This is a genomic window from Deinococcus maricopensis DSM 21211, assembly GCF_000186385.1.
Taxonomy (GTDB): Bacteria; Deinococcota; Deinococci; order Deinococcales; family Deinococcaceae; genus Deinococcus_B; species Deinococcus_B maricopensis.
Map to the genome: position 1 here is coordinate 2,820,275 of NC_014958.1, position 16,525 is coordinate 2,836,799.

The window sequence follows — 16,525 nt, forward strand, 5'->3', positions numbered from 1 at the left end:
CTTGGTACAGTGTGCGTCATGACGCAAGCGAAAACGCTGACGGTGACGCTCGGAGACGTGACGCGGGACCTGCCGACGGTGCGGGTCGGCGCGGTCGGCCGCGTGCCGCTGGTGGAGTTTCTGGGAGACGCGACGTTCACGAACGCGGCGGCGCAGGCGATGCTGCCGCTGATTCCGGAGGGCACCGACGCCCTGCTGACGGTCGTGACGAACGCGCTGCCGCTCACGCACGAATTGTCGGACCGCAGTGGGCTGCCGTACGTGGTGGCGCGCAAGAAGCGCCGCACGTACATGCAGGACCCGCTCATTCAGGACGTGCCGAGCATGACGCTCGGCGTCGCGGAGACGCTGTGGCTGGACGGGCCGCACGCGGCGCGCCTCAAGGGGCGGCGCGTGGCGATCGTGCTAGACGTGGTCGCGTCGGGTGGAACGGCGCAGGCGCTCGCGCGTCTCGTGGAGCGGTCGGGCGGGACGGTCACGGGCGTCATCGCGGCGTTCCGTCAGGGCACGCCGCCCCTGGCCGTGCACGCGCTACAGGAACTGCCCACCAGCATCTGAGGCACCAGAAGGGCGCCGGGGTCAGCCCCCGGCGCCCTTCTGCGGACGCCCGTCAGGGGGCGCGTTTGTCGTGCAGCCACGCGAGCGCGTCGTCCGGGCCGAGCAGGCGCGCGCCGCGCTCGGGCGGGAACCACGCGAGCAGCGGGGCGGCGTGGGTGGTGTCGCCGTACACGACCTTGTGGTCACCGTCGGCGAGGTGCAGCAGGCCGGTGGGCGCGAGGGTGAGGGTTGCCCCTACCGGCGTGGGTGGGCCGAGCAGCACCGCGTCCACTTCGGCGTCGTCGGCGGGGTTGAGGGTGCCGGGCAGGCAGCCGTAGTTCACGGGGGCCGGCAGGGGTTCCGTACGGTACGGCTGGACGTGACCGTCACGCCACACGTAGCGGTCGTGGTCGCCGGCGCGCCACTCGACGAGCAGGGTGGTGCGGGCGGGGTAGTCGCCAGGCTGCATTCAGAACTCTCCGCCTTCGCGCAGGTCGAGTTGCCGCAGGGCCGCGCCGTCCCACAGCAGGGTGGCGCGGTAGTTGCCCTTGTCGGGGGCCGCGAGGCGGAATTCCGCGAGGGTCTGCGCGGCGTCGAGGTAGACGCTGTCGCGGGCGAGTTCGCGGTCGCCAAGGGCCCACACGACGCTGAGGTAGCCGCCGCTCGTGCCGGCCGGGAGGGTGCGCGGGTCGAGGCGGGCGCGCGCCGTGAGGGTGTCGCCGGTGCGGGTGAGGGTCCCTTCGGTGAGGCGCACCGGCATGGTGGCGCGCACCTCGGGGGGGATCAGCGGCACGAACGTGTAGCGGCACCCGCCGAGCGTGACGGCGAGCAGCAGGAGCAGGGCGGTGCGGGTCATGGTGCGTGTATTCTCGCGCGTTCGCGTGAGTGGCGCACCGGGGCCGCCCCGCTCCGCCTCGGGGTTAGACGCCGGTGGCGACGATGGCGCCGAGCAGCGCGAGCGGGGCGGTTTCGGCGCGGAGGATGCGCGGGCCGAGCGTCACGGGCGTGAAGCCGGCGCGTTCCAGGTGCGTGACCTCTGCGTCGGTCCAGCCGCCTTCGGGGCCGCTGACGACGGTGACCGGGGCGTCCCAGGTGAGGTGGTCGGTGAGGCGCGCGTGCGTGCCGGGGTGCGCGATGAAGGCGGGGCCGTCGGCGCGTAATTGCGTGACGGGGATGGGCGCGAGCACGTCGGGTGTGACGGCGCGGCGTGATTGTTTGCTGGCTTCGAGGGCAATGCGGCGCAGCCGTTCGAGTTTCGCGGGGCCGATGTCGGGCACGTCCGCGTAGCGGCTGGTGAGCAGCTGGATGCGGGCGACGCCGAGTTCGGTGGCGGCGCGGGTGACGTCCGCGAGCTTGTCGCCTTTCAGCAGCGCGATGGCGAGCGTGACCGGCTGGGGCGTCTCGGCGGCGCCCTCCACGCTCGCGCCGAGCGTCAGGGTGGCGCCGCCTTCGTGGAGGGCGCTGACGGTCGCTTCGGCTTCGGCGCCGCGCCCGTCGAACACGCGGATGGTGTCGCCGGCGCGCAGGCGCAGGACGCGCAGGTGCCGCCATTCACGCGCGGGAACGCTCATTTCGGGGGTGAGGGCGTCGACTTTCACGCGGTGCATGGGTTGCCTCGCGTTACCCGGCGTTGCGAGCGGTGATGAGGTTCCATTCGCCGTCCTCGCGGACCTGCACGTCCGTGAAGCCTTCGCGGTCCAGTGCGGCGAGCACGAGGGCGCGTTTGTCGGTCAGGATGCCGGTGAGGATCAGGGGGCCGCCGGGCACGAGCGCCTGGGCGTACTCCTCCATCAGGGCGTCGTGCAGTTCGGCGTACAGGTTGCACACGAGGACGTCCCAGGGGCCGCTGTCGAGGACGTCCGTGAGGGTCCCTTCGGTGAAGGGGACGTTCAGGCCGTTAACGTCGGCGTTCTCGCGGGCGATGGGCACGGTGATCGGGTCGAGGTCCACCCCTTCGGCGCGCGCGCCGAGCGCCGCGGCAACGAGGGCGAGCAGGCCGGTGCCGGCGCCCACGTCGAGCACCCGCTGGCCGGTCAGGTCGAGGGTCTGGAGCGCGCCGATGGCGAGGCGGGTGGTGGCGTGGTGGCCGGTGCCGAACGCCATGCCGGGGTCAACGATCAGGCGGATGGGGGCGTCCTGCGCCTCATCCGCGAGCCAGGACGGCACGACCGTGACGCGGCCGACCTGTACGGGCCGCAGGTCCTTTTTCCATTCGGCCTGCCAGTCGCGGTCGGCCTCCTCGGTCCACGCTCCGTCGAGGGGCAGGTCCGCGCGGTCGTCGAAGTACGCGCGGACGAAACCGTCGCGTTCTTCCAGGCCGGTGGCGCCAGCGGCCCACAGGGTGTCGAGGTCCGCTTCGCGGGAGGTGAGGGTGCCAGGCAGGCGGTACACGAGCATGAACGGAGTCTAGCAATCTGTGTCTGCGGCGCGTCCACGCCGTAGGATGGGGGGACACGATGCAAGGTTCGAGCGCTCCTCCAGGTCCGGTGTCGCCGCCCGCGCTCGTGCGGCTGCTGCTGGACCTGCTGGCGGCGACGGGTGCGGGCGGCGCGGGCTTCGCGGAGCGCGGCGCGGACGGCGCGTGGGCGGTGACGCTCCCGCCGGGGCGCTTGCCGGACGGGGAGCGGGTGGTGCGGCGGGCGCTGCTGGACCCGGCGTTGCGGCGCCGCGCGCTCGCGCGCGAGCAGGTGTACGTTCCGGACGCGCACGCGGACGGTCGGGGCGCGTGGGCGGTGGACTGGTCCGGCTCCGCGGACGACGCGCACGCGCTGCTGCTGCTGCCGCTGCACCTGCAGGCGAACGCCGCGGGGTTCGTGCTGCTATGGTCAGCCCGTACGGACGCCTTCCCAGAGTCCGCGCGCGCCGAGGCAACGCGGCGCGTGCAGGCGTTCCAGCGCGCACACCTGCAGGGCGCGGAGCGTGAGGGCGCGCCCGAGGGGCCGGAAGCGACGCTCACCGTCGAGGACCTGATGCACGTGCTGTCGAGCGACGGGGAGCTGTTCGAGCGGTGCGTGGCGCTGGCGCGCGCGCGGGTCCGCGCGGACAGCGCGGTGCTGTCGGTGTACCACCCGGCGGAGGACGCGCTGGAGGTGAAGGCGAGCGCGCAGCATCCGGAGCTGGTGGGGCGCTGGCTGCCGCGCGGGCAGGGCCTGGCATGGCGGGTGCTGGCGACGCGCGACGCCGTGTACGTCCCGGACGCGAGCCGCGTGGCGGGCAGCGTGTTCCTGAATACGCCGCGCAGCCCGTGCGCGTACCTGGGCGTGCCGCTGATCAGCCCGGACGGTCAGGCGCTGGGCGTGCTGAGCGTGTACGCGGAGCACCGTGAGGGCCGCGTGCTGCTCGCGGGCGGCGCGCGGAGCGTGCTGGAGGCGCTGGGCCGCGCGGTGAGTGTGGCGCTGGGGCGGCAGCTGGCGCTGGAGGCCGCGCGGCAGGAGGCGCAGCGCGCACGGCAGCTGGCGGAGTTGTCGTTGCGGCTGGAGGTGCTGCACGACCCGGCGCGCATCAACGCGGAGGCGATGGCGCGGCTGCTGCCGCTGAGCGGGTTCGACGCAGTGGCGTACACGCGCGTGCACGGCGAGGACGTGCGCGCGGACGGCCCTCCGGCGCTCGGGGACCTGCCGGAAGGGCACCTGGAGCGCGCCGAGGCGTACCTGCGCACGCCCGAAGGTCGCGCGGCCCTGCGGGTGCTGCTGCACCGCGGGCGCCCCAGCTACCTGGATGTGCGCGCGGACCGGCGGTTGCGGCGCGCGGGCCTGCAGGCGCTGCGTACGGTGCTGGTGGTGCCGCTGGGGCTGCGGGGGCGCGTGGTGGGCCTGTGGTGGTTCCTGGCGTTCCGTGAGGGCGTGTGGGTGGACGCGGACACCTGGAACCTGATCGAGGCGGCGGCGCGTCGGGTGGAGCACGCGACGGAACGGGCGGTGCAGCGTGAGGCGCTGCAGGCGGAGTCGCGGCGCGTGGCGCTGCTGTCGGACCTGACGAGCGGCCTCGAAGCGCTGCAGGACCCGGCGGCCATCGCGCAGCGCGGCCTGGAGGTCCTGATTGAGTACAGCGGCCTGGCGGGCGGCGAATACTGCGAGGTCCGCGAGAAGCAGGTCGTGACGCGGGCGCTGGCGGGCGTGGCCGCGCCGCTGGACGCGGAGGTCATGTGGCGCGCGGTGCGGGCCGCGCGGACGGTGCAGGTGGACGGCGCGCAGGGCGCCCTGATGGCCACCCCGGTGTTCCTGCACGGGGAGGCGCGCGGCGTGCTGGCCCTGTCAGACACCGGGGCGTGTACGGTGTCTGCGGACGTGCGGGCGCTGCTGGAGGCGGTGGCGCGGCGGCTGGAGCGGGCCATGGAACGCAGCGCACACATCCGCGAGCTGGAGGAGCGGCGCGAGGGGGCGCTGCGGACGCTCGGGAAGATGCTGGAGATGCGCAACAACGAGACGCAGGGGCACACGGAGCGCGTCACGAAGCTGGCGGTGCGGCTGGGGATCACGCTGAACCTGCCGGACGCGCAGCTGCAGCACCTGCGGTGGGGTGCGTACCTGCACGACATCGGGAAGATCGGCATTCCCGACGCGGTGCTGCTGAAGCCCGGGCACCTGACGGAAGCGGAGCGTACACTCATGAACCAGCACGTCCTGATCGGGGAGCGGATCCTGCGGGAGCAGGCGTCCGTGCCGAGCGAGGTGCTGGAGATCGTCCGGCATCACCATGAACGCTGGGACGGCCGCGGGTACCCGAACGGCCTGGCCGGCGAGGCGATTCCGCTGCTGGCGCGCATTTTCGCGGTGGTGGACGTGTATGACGCGCTCACGAGCGAGCGGCCGTACAAGCAGCCGTGGTCGCATGAGGAGGCCATGGCGGAGCTGGCGCGCATGGCAGGTGGAACGCTGGACCCGCAGGTGGTGGCGGCGTTCGCGCGGTTCGCGCCAGGGCTGGACAGGCGCGCGAAGTCGGCCGTGGCGGTGGCCGAACCGGACCTATACTGAGGCGCATGAAGTTAATGTGGCTCGCCTGCACCCTGAAGTTCTCGCTGCGCGGAGGGCTCGCGTGAAGCTGGCGATTGTCGGGGTGGGCAAGCTCGGCCTGGCGCTGCTGGAGGGGCTGGTGCGGCGGGGCGTGCTGGCGCCCGAGGAGATCGGCCTGCTGGACGCGAACACCGTGCGCGCGGCGGAGATCGCGGCGCAGTTCGGCGCGCGCACGCTGTCGGAGTCGGAGGTGTCGCGCGCGGCGCGCGTGGTCGTGAGCGTGCAGCCGCGGGTGTTCCCGCAGTTGATCGAGTGGCTGGCGCAGCCGAACACGGGTTACATCAGCACCATGGCGGGCGTGAGCGTGACGACGCTCACGCGGCGCCTCGGCACGAAACGCGTCGTGCGCGTCATGCCGAACCTCGCGGCGACCATCGGGCGCGCGCAGACGGCCATCACGGGGCCGAAGGAAGCGTCGGACGCGGGCGACCTGGAGTTCGCGCGGATGCTGTTCAGCGCCGTCGGGGACACGTACGAGCTGCCGGAGCACCTGTTCAACGCGTTCACGGGCATGAGCGCGTCGGGTCCGGCATACGCGGCGATTGTCGCGGAGGCGCTCGCGGACGGTGGGGTGCGCATGGGCCTGCCGCGTCCGCTCGCGCAGGAGCTCGCGGCGAAGCTGCTGGCGAGCAGCGGGGAGCTGCTGCTGGAGCGCGCGCACCCGGGCATGCTGAAAGACGAGGTGGCCAGCCCGGGCGGGACGACCATCGCGGGCGTGGAGGCGCTGGAGCGCGCGGGCGTGCGCGGCGGCCTGATCGACGCGGTTGTCGCGGCGACGCGCCGCGCGACGGAACTCGGCAAGGATCAGGAGTGACGCGCGCAGCGCTGCTGGCGTCGCTCGCGGCGCTGGGCGTGGCGGGCGCGGCGTCCACCACGAGCTACTACCCGTACACCGCCGGGAAGCGCTGGGCGTACAGCAACGGGGAGGTGCAGGTGGTGGGCGCGGCCCGCACCGTGCGGGGCCTGCCGGTCACGCCGGTGGCGCATCAGGTGGGCGGCAAGACCGTCACGGAGGACCTGCTGGAGGTGCGCGCGGACGGCGTGTACCTGCGCGGCATCCTGGCGGGCGGCAACGTGAACGCGTGGTACAACCCGCCGCTGCTGGTGTACCCGTCTGGGCCGCTCACGCCGGGGACGCGCTGGGAGAGCGCGAGCGGGCGCGTGCGTCTGGCCGGGCGCGTGATGGGGCAGCAGGCGCTCAGCACGGCGGGCGGGCGGTACAACACGCTCGTGATCCGCACGGACCTGACGACCGGGGCGGGCACGACGACGCAGTACCAGTATTTCGTGCCGGGCCTGGGCACGGTGCGGTACGCGACGGCGGACGGCAGCAGCATCGACCTGACCCGCTGAGGTGCGCGGGCGTTCAGGGCTGGTCGGGGACGGCCTTGCCGCGTTTGCGGCGGCGGCGGTACCCGAGAATGTCGAGGTACATCTTGGTGCGGTACTTTACGCCGCGCCAGAAGCCGCGCTTTTCCTCTTTCATGACCTGCCGCAGGTTCGAGAGCTCCACGTAGTCCCAGCGGACGCCGCTCTGCTTGAGGGCGTGCGTGATGGCGGGCTCCGGCCAGCGTTCCGAGGCGAGGCCCGGAACCTGCAGCAGCCAGTCGCGGCGGCACGCGCGCTGCCCGCTGAGGTGCGGGGTCATGCGGTTCCCGAAGTCGGTGGCGAACCCGCCGCCTTCGAAGACGCCGACGGCCATGTCGAGGTCGCCGCGCACGACGGGTTCCAGCAGCGTGTCGAGGTGCGCGCGCGTGAGGCCCACGAGGTCCGCGTCGAGCAGGATGACGTACTGCGCGTCGGTGGCGTGCAGTCCGGCGTACAGGGCGGGGCCTTTGCCGGCGTTCTCGGGCAGGTCGACGACGCGGGCGCCGGCGCTCAGGGCGGCGCGGGCGGTGCCGTCGGTGCTGCCGTCGCTGACGACGACGACCTCGTCCGTGAGGGTGCGGGCGGCGTGGATGACCGAGGGGACGGTCTGCTCCTCGTTGTAGGCGGGGATCACGACGGCGACGCTCGCTGGGGACCTCATGCTTGCGTTCAGTGTAACGCAGGCGCCGGGCACTTCAGTGGCGGGCACTGCTGAACTTCCGGGGGTGGGGCTGCGGGGCGGCCACGTGGTCTAACCTGATGCGCCATTGACGTTTCACTGCTGAATTTATAAGGTGAACTGCACCGACAGTTCAAAACGACGTCCATTCCTAGGGGGGAATTATGCGTGGAATCCCAGTGTTGGGTCTGCTCACCGTTTCGCTGCTGGCCGCCTGCGGCCAGCCCATGACCAGCGCGCCCGCTGCGGCGCAGCCGCCCACCGCGGCGACGCTGGGCGAGCGCGCGCAGTGGCTCGCTGACCGTCCCGAACTGCAGGACGCCGACTCGCAGGCGATCATCCGCGCGTACGGGCAGGACCCGGCGTTCGTGGCGTCCGTGGAGCGGGCGTACACCGGTGCGCCGGGAGTGAATGCCGCGCCGTCCGTGGCTCGCCCGGATCTGCTGCACCCGCAGGACCTCGCCAGCACGCGCCTCGCGTTCATCAAGAGCGTCGCGTGGGGCAGCGTCGCGAACTACAACCGCGAGTACGCGAACCAGGCATCGACGAACGCCTCCATTCCCGGCCTGGACTGGAGCCGCGACGGGTGCAGCGCGCCGGACGGCCTGGGCCTCGGGTACCGCGAGGACTTCCGCCCGGCGTGCAACGTGCACGATTTCGGGTACCGGAACCTCAAGGTGTACGAGCGGACCGACGCCAACCGCAAGGCGACCGACGAGGCGTTCCACACGAACATGGAGGGCATCTGCGCCGCGAAGTCCTGGTACGCGCGCCCAGCGTGCTACAGCGCGGCGTACGCGTACTACCAGGCGGTGCGGATCGGCGGGAGCGGCAGCTTCTGAGGGTCGCGGGCGGGCGGTTCGGCGGTGCACCCGCCCGCCCGCAACACCAATAGGACGAAGGGGGCCGCTCAGGGTCCCCTCCGTCCTATGTAGGGTTTCAGAAGAAGCGGGTGAGGTCGCGGAGCACCACGAACACGGTCAGGAGCATCACGAACGCGAACCCGGCCAGGGTGATGCCGCCTTCCTGCCGCGCGCTGAGCGGCCGGCCGCGCAGCACGCCCACCAGGATCAGCAGGATGCGGCCGCCGTCCAGACCGGGAATCGGCAGCAGGTTGAAGAAACCGACACTGAGGTTGATGGCGGCGGCGATGCCGACCAACACCCACGGGCCGAGGCGCGCCGCCTCGCCGACGACCTGCACCGTTCCCACCGGGCCGACCACGCCGCCGTCCGTGGCGAGGTCCAGGGTGAAGAAGCTGCGGAACAGCCGCGCGAACGCGTCCAGCACCGCCGGGACGGCGCTGATGACCGTGCGGCCCGCTTCCGTGAAGGCCTGCGGGAGGGTCACGGCGCGCGTCGTCTGCTGCGGGCCGTAGCGGATGCCGAACGTCTGACGCGCGCCGTCCCGGAACGCCACCCACTGGAAGGCGATGGTGCGTTCGGCCGCGCCGCGCCGCACGGTCAGGGTGTGCCGGCCGTCGCTGGACAGCGTGTCGCGGACCTTCAGGTACCCGGGGCGGTCCTCGTTGTCCACGCGGTACGAGTTGGGCAGCGGCTGCCCGTCCAGACGCACGATCACGTCGCCGGTGCGCACGCCGGCCCGCTCGGCGGCGGACCCGGCAATGACCTGCCCAACGACGGCGCGGTCCGTGCGGACGTCCGTGAGGCCCTGACCGGTATTCACGGCGGTGAGCAGCAGCAGCGCGAGCAGCAGGTTCGCGAGTGGCCCGGCGAGCAGGATGGCGATCTTGCCCCACGCGGGCAGCAGGGTGTACCCGCGCTGCGGCGGCTCGTCCTCGCCGGGGTCGGGGGCCATGCCGTCAATCTGGACGTACGCGCCGATGGGCAGCAGGCTGACGCGCCAGTCGGTGCCGCGCCACGTGCGGCGGAGCAGCACCGGCCCCCAGCCGATGCTGAACGCCGTGACCTGCACGCCCTGCGCGCGCGCCGCCCAGTAGTGCGCGAACTCATGCAGGATCATCACGGCGCCGATGATCAGCGCGGCCCACAGCAGCCCCGCGCCGCTGAGCGCCCCGACGAGTTCCTGCAGGTTCATGCAGGCACCCGGCACAGTTCGCGCGCGCGCGCGCGCGCCCAGGCGTCCGCGTCGGGAATGGCGTCCCAGCTGAGCGGCCCGCCCGGCGTCTCGTCGAGGACGCGCTCAATGACGCGCGGAATGTCCAGGAAGCCGATGTGGCCGTCCAGGAAGGCGTCCACGGCGATCTCGTCGGCGGCGTTCAGGGCGCACGGGGCGAGGCCGCCCACATTGCCCGCGCGGTACGCGAGCGCGAGGCACGGGAAGCGCGCCAGGTCCGGGTCGCTGAAGCTGAGGTTCCCGGTGAGGTGGTAGCCGAGGTGCCCGTGCACTTCCGCGCCGCGCCGCGCGCCGCTCACGTCACCCGGGCGGGTCATGCCGGTGGGCGCGGCGTCCATGGCGTACGCGATGGCGAGGCGCATGTCGGTCGGGCCCAGCTGCGCCTTGAGGTTCCCGTCGCGGTACCGCACGAGGGCGTGCACGACGCTCTGTGGGTGCACGAGCACGCCCACGCGGCTGAGCGGCAGGCCGTACAGGCCGGCGCACTCCATGACTTCCAGGCCTTTGTTCATCAGGGTGGCGCTGTCGAGGGTGACCTTGCGGCCCATGCTCCAGTTCGGGTGTCGGAGGGCCTGCTCGGGCGTCACGCGGCTGAGGTCCTCGGGGCCTTCGCGGAACGGTCCGCCGCTCGCAGTGAGGATCACCTCGGCGACGTCGTCGAGGTGTTCGCCGGTGAGCGCCTGGTACACGCCGGTGTGTTCGCTGTCCACAGGCACGATGCGGCCCCCGCCCTCACCCGCGGCGTCCCAGATCAGGTGTCCGGCGACGACCATGGCCTCCTTGGTGGCGAGCGCGACGGCGCGGCCCGCCTGCAGCGCGGCGCGGGTGGGCTCCAGGCCGTGCAGGCCACTCATGGCGCCCACGAGGACGTCCGCGTCGGCGGTGGCGATCTCGCGGTTGTCGCTGATGACGCGCACGCCACCCAGGCGGGCACGCGCTGCACCCAGGGCCTCCGGGGCGACGCTGACGACGCCCGGGCTGAATTCGCGGACCTGCTGTTCGAGCAGGTCGAGGTTCCGTCCGGCGGCGAGGGCCGTGACCGTCCAGCCGCGCTCGCGCGCCACGTCGAGCGCCTGCGTGCCGATGGACCCGGTGCTGCCCAGAATGGAGATTCGCATTGCGCTCACTCTGCCGCATGCAGCGCGCACGGTCTAGGACAAACGTGACAGGTGGTCAGGTGCGGGCCGCGCGCGATAGACTCAGAGGCGCTGCCGGCACAAGCAGGAACCATCAGGCGGGCGCTCCGCCGGGCGCGTGCGGGCACCTCCCGGGTGAGGTGGCCCTCGCGGCACGTCTGCCCGCTGCGGCGCCTTCCTCGCGTGCGCTCAGAAGGGGCCGTAGTGCAGGAAGAGGTACGTGATGGGCACGGCGAACAGCAGGCTGTCGAGGCGGTCGAGCAGGCCGCCGTGGCCGGGCAGGCTGGTGCCGCTGTCTTTGGCGTTCAGGGCGCGTTTCAGCAGGCTTTCGCTGAGGTCGCCGAGCTGCGCGGCGCTGGACACCATGAGGCTGTACAGCAGCGCGTCCGGGAGCATGCTCATGCCGCGAATCTCGAACAGGCGCGTGAACGTGAACACCACCACGAAGCTCACGATCAGGCCGCCGATGGCGCCCTCGACGGTCTTGGCGGGGCTGACTTCCGGCGCGAGCTTGCGCCGGCCGAAGAAGTACCCGATGAAGTACGCGCCGATGTCCGTGGCGAACGTGGCGAGCAGCGGCAGCGCGAAGTACAGGAGCCCGAGGGTGGCGTCGCCGTCGTTGTAGCGCAGCAGCAGGAAGTACCCCAGCAGGAACGGGATGTACAGCAGCCCGAACAGCGTGTACACGATGCGCTCCAGCGGGCGCTCGCCCGGGCGGATGACCTCCAGCACCAGGAAGTACCCGACGCCGAACGCGAGGACCGCCTCGCGCAGCGTGCCGCTGTGGTGCCCGAGCCACGCGGGGATTTCCGCGGCGGGGTACGCGGCGAGGACCATCAGCACGCCGAAGAAGTACAGGCTTTTGCGGCGCACGTCGAGGTCGTTGCGGTCGAGCATGCGGATGTACTCGCGCAGGCCCAGCAGGCTCAGCAGGATCAGGGCGAGCAGCATGGCGCGCCAGCCGATCCACACGACCGCCGCGACGATGCTCACGCCGATCAGGGACGTGAGGACGCGGGTGCTCAGGGTTTCCACGCGGCACTCCGGGCGGCGTGGAAGGGCGCAGGCCGCCTCCCGGGGCGGCCTGCGCGTTCGGGGTGGGTGTCGCGCGTGGCGCTCACCCGAGGATGTCCTGCTCCTTGCGGTCCAGCACGTCATCGACCTTCTTGATGTATTCGTCGGTGATCTTCTGGATTTCCGCTTCGCCGCGTTTGATTTCGTCGTCGCCGACGCCTTCGACCTTCTTGATTTCGTCGAGGGCGCTCTTGCGGACGTTGCGGATCGCGACGCGGCCTTCCTCGGCGTAGCCTTTGGCGTTCTTGATCAGGTCCTTGCGGCGCTCCTCGGTGAGCGCGGGAATGCTGATGAAGATGCTGTCCCCCTTGTTGTTGGGGTTCAGGCCGAGGTCGCTGTCGCGGATGGCCTTCTCGATGGGGTTGATGGCGCCGCGGTCCCAGGGCTGAATCACGAGGGTGCGCGCGTCGGGCGCGGTGATGCTGGCGACCTGGTCGATGGGCATGGTGCTGCCGTAGTACTCCACCTGGATTTTCTTGAGGATCCCGGGGTTGGCGCGGCCGGTGCGCAGGACGCTCATGCTGTTTTCCAGCGCTTCGATGGCTTTGGTCATGCGCGCGCGCGTGTCAGCGAAGATTTCTTTCATGCTCTTCTCCTTCGGGGCTGAGTGGGCCGGGATCGCGGCGGCGTCCGCGGGGACGCCGGGTGCGCGGCTCACTTCACATGCGGTGATTCTACTGGACGGGCCGCGCGCACACGCGGTCTTCGCGCGTTCACGCGAACTTCACGGCGACGTTCAGGCGCTGGTGATGAGCGTGCCGACGCGTTCGCCGGCGAGCAGGCGCTGGAGGTTGCTGGGCTCGAAGATGTCGAACACCACGAGCGGCAGGTGCTTGTCCATGCACAGCGTGATGGCCGTCATGTCCATGACTTCCAGGCCGCGGTCCACGACGTCGCGGTGCGTGAGCGTGTCGAAGCGCGTCGCGTCGGGGTTCTTGCGGGGGTCACTGTCGTACACGCCGTCCACGTGGCTCTTGGCCATCAGCACGACCTGCGCGCCGATTTCGAGGGCGCGGAGGGTGGCGGTCGTGTCGGTCGTGAAGAAGGGGTTGCCGGTGCCCCCGCCGAAGATGACGATGCGGCCTTTTTCGAGGTGCCGGACGGCGCGGCGGCGGATGTACGGTTCGGCCACCTGACTCATCTGAATGGCGGTCATGACGCGCGTGGGGCAGCCCTGGCGTTCCAGGGCGTCTTGCAGGGCCATGGCGTTCATGACGGTGGCGAGCATGCCCATGTAGTCGGCGGTGGTGGCGTCCATGCTGGCGCCGTTGCGGGTGCCGCGCCAGAGGTTGCCGGCGCCGATCACGATGGAGAGTTCCACGCCGCTCGCTTCGCGCGCCGCTTTGATTTCACGGGCGAGGTTTTCGGTGGCTTCGGGCGCGATGCCGGTGCCGCCTTCGCCTGCGAGGAACTCGCCGGACAGTTTCAGTAGCACGCGTTGGTACATGTTCCCTCCTGGGGGTGCGCGTCGGGGTGGGTGGTCAGCAGGGCGCCCCGTGGCCTGGGTGGCCTCCGGGGCGTCCTGTTCGGGGCCGTGGCCGCCAAAAAAGAAGCGGCGCTGGGCCGCTTCCGGGTGGGTTCAGGCGCCGATCTCGAAGCGCACGTAGCGTTTGACGCTGGCGTCGCCGAGCATCTTGCCCACGGTGACGCTGTTGTCCTTCACGAACTTCTGCTCGGGCAGGACCTTTTCTTCGTAGAACTTGCCGATCTGGCCGTTCACGATTTTCGCGGCGAGGTCGGCGTTCTTGCCTTCGTTGATCGCCTTGTTGGTGAGGATTTCGCGCTCTTTCTCGATGTCCTCGGCGTTGACTTCCTCGCGGGTGAGGTACTGGGGGCGCTCGGCAGCGACGTGCAGGGCGACGTCCTTGGCCTGCGCTTCGGTGCCGCCTTCGAGGCTGACGAGCACGCCGATCTTGCCGTTGCTGTGGACGTACCCGGCGACGTTGCTGCCTTCGATGAAGGCGACGCGGTTCAGGACGAGGTTCTCGCCGATGCGGCCGGCAGCGGCGGCGACTTCCTCGGCGACGGTGCTGCCGCTGTCAAGCTGCACGTTCTTGAACGCTTCGAGGTCGTCGGTGCCGGCCTGGAGGGCGGCCTGCGCGAGCTTCTCGACGAGCGCCTGGAAGTCGCTGTTGCGGGCCACGAAGTCGGTTTCGCTGTTCACTTCGACGATGGCGGCTTTGTTGCCGTCCACGACGAACTTCACGACGCCTTCCTTGGCTTCGCGGTCGGCCTTTTTGGCGGCCTTCACGATGCCGCGTTCACGGAGCAGCGCGACGGCTTTGTCTTCGTCGTTGCCGGCGTCCGCGAGGGCTTTCTTGACGTCCATCATGCCGGCGCCGGTGAGTTCGCGCAGCTTCTTGATTGACTCCATCATGTTTGTGTCCTCCTGTGCTGGGGTGGGGTTCGTGAAACGCCCTGACCGGTGTCGGCCTGCGCCCGCACCGATCAGGGCGTCCGGGAAAGCTTAGGCCTGGGCGGTTTCGGCGGCGTCAGCTTCGGTGCTGCCGTCCGCGTCAGCGGTTTCTTCGGTGCTGAGTTCGCTGCTGACGTCTTCGGCGCCGCCGCGCGCTTCGACGATCAGGTCGCCGATGCGGTGCGTGATCAGCTGGATGCTGCGGATCGCGTCGTCGTTGCCGGGGACGATGTAGTCGATGACGTCCGGGTCACTGTCGGTGTCGGCGAGCGCGATGACGGGAATGCCGAGCTTGTTGGCTTCCTGCACCGCGATGACTTCCTTGGTGGGGTCGACGACGAAGATCGCGTCGGGCATGCGGGTCATCTTGCGGATGCCACCGACATAGCGGAGCAGGCGCTCGCGCTCGTTGCCGAGCTGGATGCGTTCGGCTTTGGGGCGGTCGTTGATGCGGCCGCTCTCGAACATGTCGTCGAGTTCGTTGAGGCGGTCGATGCGGGTGCGCATGGTGCGGAAGTTGGTGAGCATCCCGCCGAGCCAGCGGCTCGTGACGTAGGGCATGCCGCTGCGGCGCGCTTCGAGTTCGACGATTTCCTGGGCCTGCTTCTTGGTGCCGACGAACAGGATGGTGCCGCCGCGCTCGCTGAGGTCCTTGATGTAGTCGAAGCTGCGGTCGATCTGCTTCAGGGTCTTCTGCAGGTCGATGATGAAGATGCCGTTGCGTTCCGCGAAGATGAAGCGCTTGAATTTGGGGTTCCAGCGCTTGGTTTCGTGGCCGAAGTGCACGCCCGCTTCGAGCAGTTGTTTCATGCCGATGTACATGGTGATCCTCCGAGCGTTAAGCATTGAGATGGCCGTCCCCGCGCCAGCGACACGTCGTCTCTGTGGCCGCCGCGACGCTCGAGCACGGCAGAGGGAGACACGGGGGGCACCCAAACGAAGACTCTAGCATGCCTGGGCAGCGCACTCAACGGCGGCGGCCACGCTACAGGGCGCGGCCCCCTCACGGTGCGTGAGGGGGCCGCGCGCCTGCAGGATTTACTTGGTGCGGTTCAGGCCGTCCTGCGCGAGTTTGTAGCCGGGCTGCAGCTGCAGCGCGCGGGTGTAGGCGTCGCGGGCTTTGAGGCGGTCGGCGGGGAGGCCGCCGGCGCTGCGCTCGAACGCCTGACCGAGGTACGCGAAGTACTCGGCGTTGGTGCTGCCGAGCGCGGTGGCCTTGGTGAAGTTCGCGCGGGCCTCGGCGAGCTGGTTGCTGTCGAGGCTCAGGCGCCCGAGGTAGTAGTAGAACTCCGGGTAGCGCAGCGGGTCGAGTTTGATGGCGGCGTTCAGCTGCGCGCGGGCGGTGGCGCCGTCCTTGGCGAGGTACGACACGACGCCGTACTGCCCGACGGCGTACGCGCTGTTCGGGGACAGGCGCGCGGCCTGCGCCGCTTCGGCCTTCGCGGCGGTGGCGTTGCCGCTCAGCGCGAGGAGCTTGGCGTAGTACGCGCGGCTGTACGCGTCGCTGGGGTTGGCGATGACGGCGCGCTGCAGGCTGTCGATGGCGGCGGTGAGGTTGCCACTGTCGAAGTACAGCCCGCCGAGGTTGAAGAGGATGGTGGCGTTTTCGGGGTCGTACCCGAGGGCCTTGTTGGCGGCCTCGATGGCGCGGCTCGGTTCGCCGCGCAGGCGGTACACGTACGCGCGCTGGTTCCAGACCTTGGCGAGGTTCAGGTCCTTGTCGGTGCTGGCCTGCGCGACGGTTTCGGCGTTGCTGAGGACCTGCAGGGCCTGGTCGAGGTTGGTCTTGACGATGGTGCGGTCGGTGCTGCCGACGTACTGTTCGACGTAAGCGTCGCTGAGGGCGATGTAGCCGCTGACGTTGCTCTTGTCGGTGGTGGTGAGGCGGCGGAGCGTGTCGATGCCGGGGCCGTAGAGGCGCAGTTTAACCTGCGTGCGGCCGAGGCCGAGCAGGGCGTCGGGGTTGGTGCCCTCAGCTTCGACGGCGGCGCGGAACGCGATGTACGCGGCGTCGTAGTTCTGCTGGCCGTAGTAGTAGCGTCCGAGGGCGATGTAGCTGCTGGTGGCCACGCCGGTGCGGGGTGGGGTGGTGCTGGGCGTGGCGGCCGGGGCGGGGGCTGCGGCCGGGGTCTGTTGCGCCTGGGCCTGGCTCAGGCTCAACGTGGCGAGCAGGCCCAGCATGATCGTTCGCTTCACTCGGAAACCT

At 70.8% G+C, this 16,525-nt stretch carries 18 protein-coding genes; 5 read left to right on the forward strand and 13 right to left on the reverse strand.

Features of this window, described 5'->3' with window-relative positions:
• Window positions 1-18 precede the first annotated feature (18 nt).
• Entirely contained in the window at window positions 19-558 is a 540-nt protein-coding gene (locus DEIMA_RS13220; RefSeq protein WP_013557770.1) for a phosphoribosyltransferase family protein, read from the forward strand.
• Between the two features lie 52 nt (window positions 559-610).
• Here the strand turns inward: DEIMA_RS13220 and DEIMA_RS13225 are convergent, their stop codons facing one another.
• The 4 genes from DEIMA_RS13225 to DEIMA_RS13240 all read right to left on the reverse strand — a co-directional run bounded on the left by DEIMA_RS13225 (window position 611) and on the right by DEIMA_RS13240 (window position 2,934).
• Entirely contained in the window at window positions 611-1,006 is a 396-nt protein-coding gene (locus tag DEIMA_RS13225) for an inorganic diphosphatase (protein ID WP_013557771.1), read from the reverse strand.
• Complete coding sequence (locus DEIMA_RS13230) at window positions 1,007-1,393, reverse strand: hypothetical protein (RefSeq protein ID WP_013557772.1); 387 nt, start codon at window positions 1,391-1,393, stop codon at window positions 1,007-1,009. It abuts the gene before it with no gap.
• 64 nt (window positions 1,394-1,457) lie between these two features.
• A complete protein-coding gene (locus DEIMA_RS13235; protein WP_013557773.1) occupies window positions 1,458-2,144 on the reverse strand; it encodes a 16S rRNA (uracil(1498)-N(3))-methyltransferase in 687 nt (228 codons plus the stop codon).
• A 13-nt stretch (window positions 2,145-2,157) separates the two neighbouring features.
• Window positions 2,158-2,934, reverse strand: coding sequence for a 50S ribosomal protein L11 methyltransferase (locus DEIMA_RS13240; protein WP_013557774.1), 777 nt, complete (start codon window positions 2,932-2,934; stop codon window positions 2,158-2,160).
• A gap of 89 nt (window positions 2,935-3,023) precedes the next feature.
• Here DEIMA_RS13240 and DEIMA_RS17025 point away from each other — a divergent pair, with 89 nt between their 5' ends.
• The 3 genes from DEIMA_RS17025 (at window position 3,024) to DEIMA_RS13260 (ending at window position 6,902) form a co-directional block, all read left to right on the forward strand.
• A complete protein-coding gene (locus DEIMA_RS17025) occupies window positions 3,024-5,510 on the forward strand; it encodes an HD domain-containing phosphohydrolase (protein ID WP_052303317.1) in 2,487 nt (828 codons plus the stop codon).
• Between the two features lie 61 nt (window positions 5,511-5,571).
• The gene (gene proC, locus DEIMA_RS13255) at window positions 5,572-6,363 is read left to right on the forward strand and encodes a pyrroline-5-carboxylate reductase (RefSeq protein ID WP_013557776.1); all 792 of its coding nucleotides are present in this window, start codon (window positions 5,572-5,574) and stop codon (window positions 6,361-6,363) included.
• A complete protein-coding gene (locus DEIMA_RS13260; RefSeq protein ID WP_013557777.1) occupies window positions 6,360-6,902 on the forward strand; it encodes a hypothetical protein in 543 nt (180 codons plus the stop codon). Before proC ends, DEIMA_RS13260 begins: the two co-directional genes overlap by 4 nt.
• A gap of 13 nt (window positions 6,903-6,915) precedes the next feature.
• Here the strand turns inward: DEIMA_RS13260 and DEIMA_RS13265 are convergent, their stop codons facing one another.
• Complete coding sequence (locus DEIMA_RS13265) at window positions 6,916-7,578, reverse strand: glycosyltransferase family 2 protein (RefSeq protein ID WP_013557778.1); 663 nt, start codon at window positions 7,576-7,578, stop codon at window positions 6,916-6,918.
• 182 nt (window positions 7,579-7,760) lie between these two features.
• Here DEIMA_RS13265 and DEIMA_RS13270 point away from each other — a divergent pair, with 182 nt between their 5' ends.
• Window positions 7,761-8,438: a phospholipase A2 gene (locus DEIMA_RS13270; RefSeq protein ID WP_013557779.1), complete on the forward strand. Its 678-nt coding sequence runs from the start codon at window positions 7,761-7,763 to the stop codon at window positions 8,436-8,438.
• 97 nt (window positions 8,439-8,535) lie between these two features.
• On the opposite strand, the gene DEIMA_RS13275 is transcribed toward DEIMA_RS13270, so the two are convergent.
• The 8 genes from DEIMA_RS13275 to DEIMA_RS13310 all read right to left on the reverse strand — a co-directional run bounded on the left by DEIMA_RS13275 (window position 8,536) and on the right by DEIMA_RS13310 (window position 16,515).
• Window positions 8,536-9,654 (reverse strand): M50 family metallopeptidase, encoded by a 1,119-nt coding sequence (locus tag DEIMA_RS13275; protein WP_013557780.1) that lies wholly within the window; start codon window positions 9,652-9,654, stop codon window positions 8,536-8,538.
• Entirely contained in the window at window positions 9,651-10,811 is a 1,161-nt protein-coding gene (dxr, locus tag DEIMA_RS13280; RefSeq protein ID WP_013557781.1) for a 1-deoxy-D-xylulose-5-phosphate reductoisomerase, read from the reverse strand. The genes DEIMA_RS13275 and dxr overlap by 4 nt, the downstream gene beginning before the upstream one ends.
• A gap of 207 nt (window positions 10,812-11,018) precedes the next feature.
• Window positions 11,019-11,864, reverse strand: a complete 846-nt coding sequence (locus DEIMA_RS13285) for a phosphatidate cytidylyltransferase (protein ID WP_013557782.1) — start codon at window positions 11,862-11,864, stop codon at window positions 11,019-11,021.
• An 82-nt stretch (window positions 11,865-11,946) separates the two neighbouring features.
• Window positions 11,947-12,489: a ribosome recycling factor gene (gene frr / locus DEIMA_RS13290; RefSeq protein ID WP_013557783.1), complete on the reverse strand. Its 543-nt coding sequence runs from the start codon at window positions 12,487-12,489 to the stop codon at window positions 11,947-11,949.
• A gap of 150 nt (window positions 12,490-12,639) precedes the next feature.
• A complete protein-coding gene (gene pyrH / locus DEIMA_RS13295; RefSeq protein ID WP_013557784.1) occupies window positions 12,640-13,350 on the reverse strand; it encodes a UMP kinase in 711 nt (236 codons plus the stop codon).
• A gap of 132 nt (window positions 13,351-13,482) precedes the next feature.
• A complete protein-coding gene (gene tsf / locus DEIMA_RS13300; protein ID WP_013557785.1) occupies window positions 13,483-14,280 on the reverse strand; it encodes a translation elongation factor Ts in 798 nt (265 codons plus the stop codon).
• A gap of 90 nt (window positions 14,281-14,370) precedes the next feature.
• Entirely contained in the window at window positions 14,371-15,141 is a 771-nt protein-coding gene (gene rpsB / locus DEIMA_RS13305; protein ID WP_013557786.1) for a 30S ribosomal protein S2, read from the reverse strand.
• 216 nt (window positions 15,142-15,357) lie between these two features.
• Complete coding sequence (locus DEIMA_RS13310) at window positions 15,358-16,515, reverse strand: tetratricopeptide repeat protein (protein WP_013557787.1); 1,158 nt, start codon at window positions 16,513-16,515, stop codon at window positions 15,358-15,360.
• Window positions 16,516-16,525 lie beyond the last annotated feature (10 nt).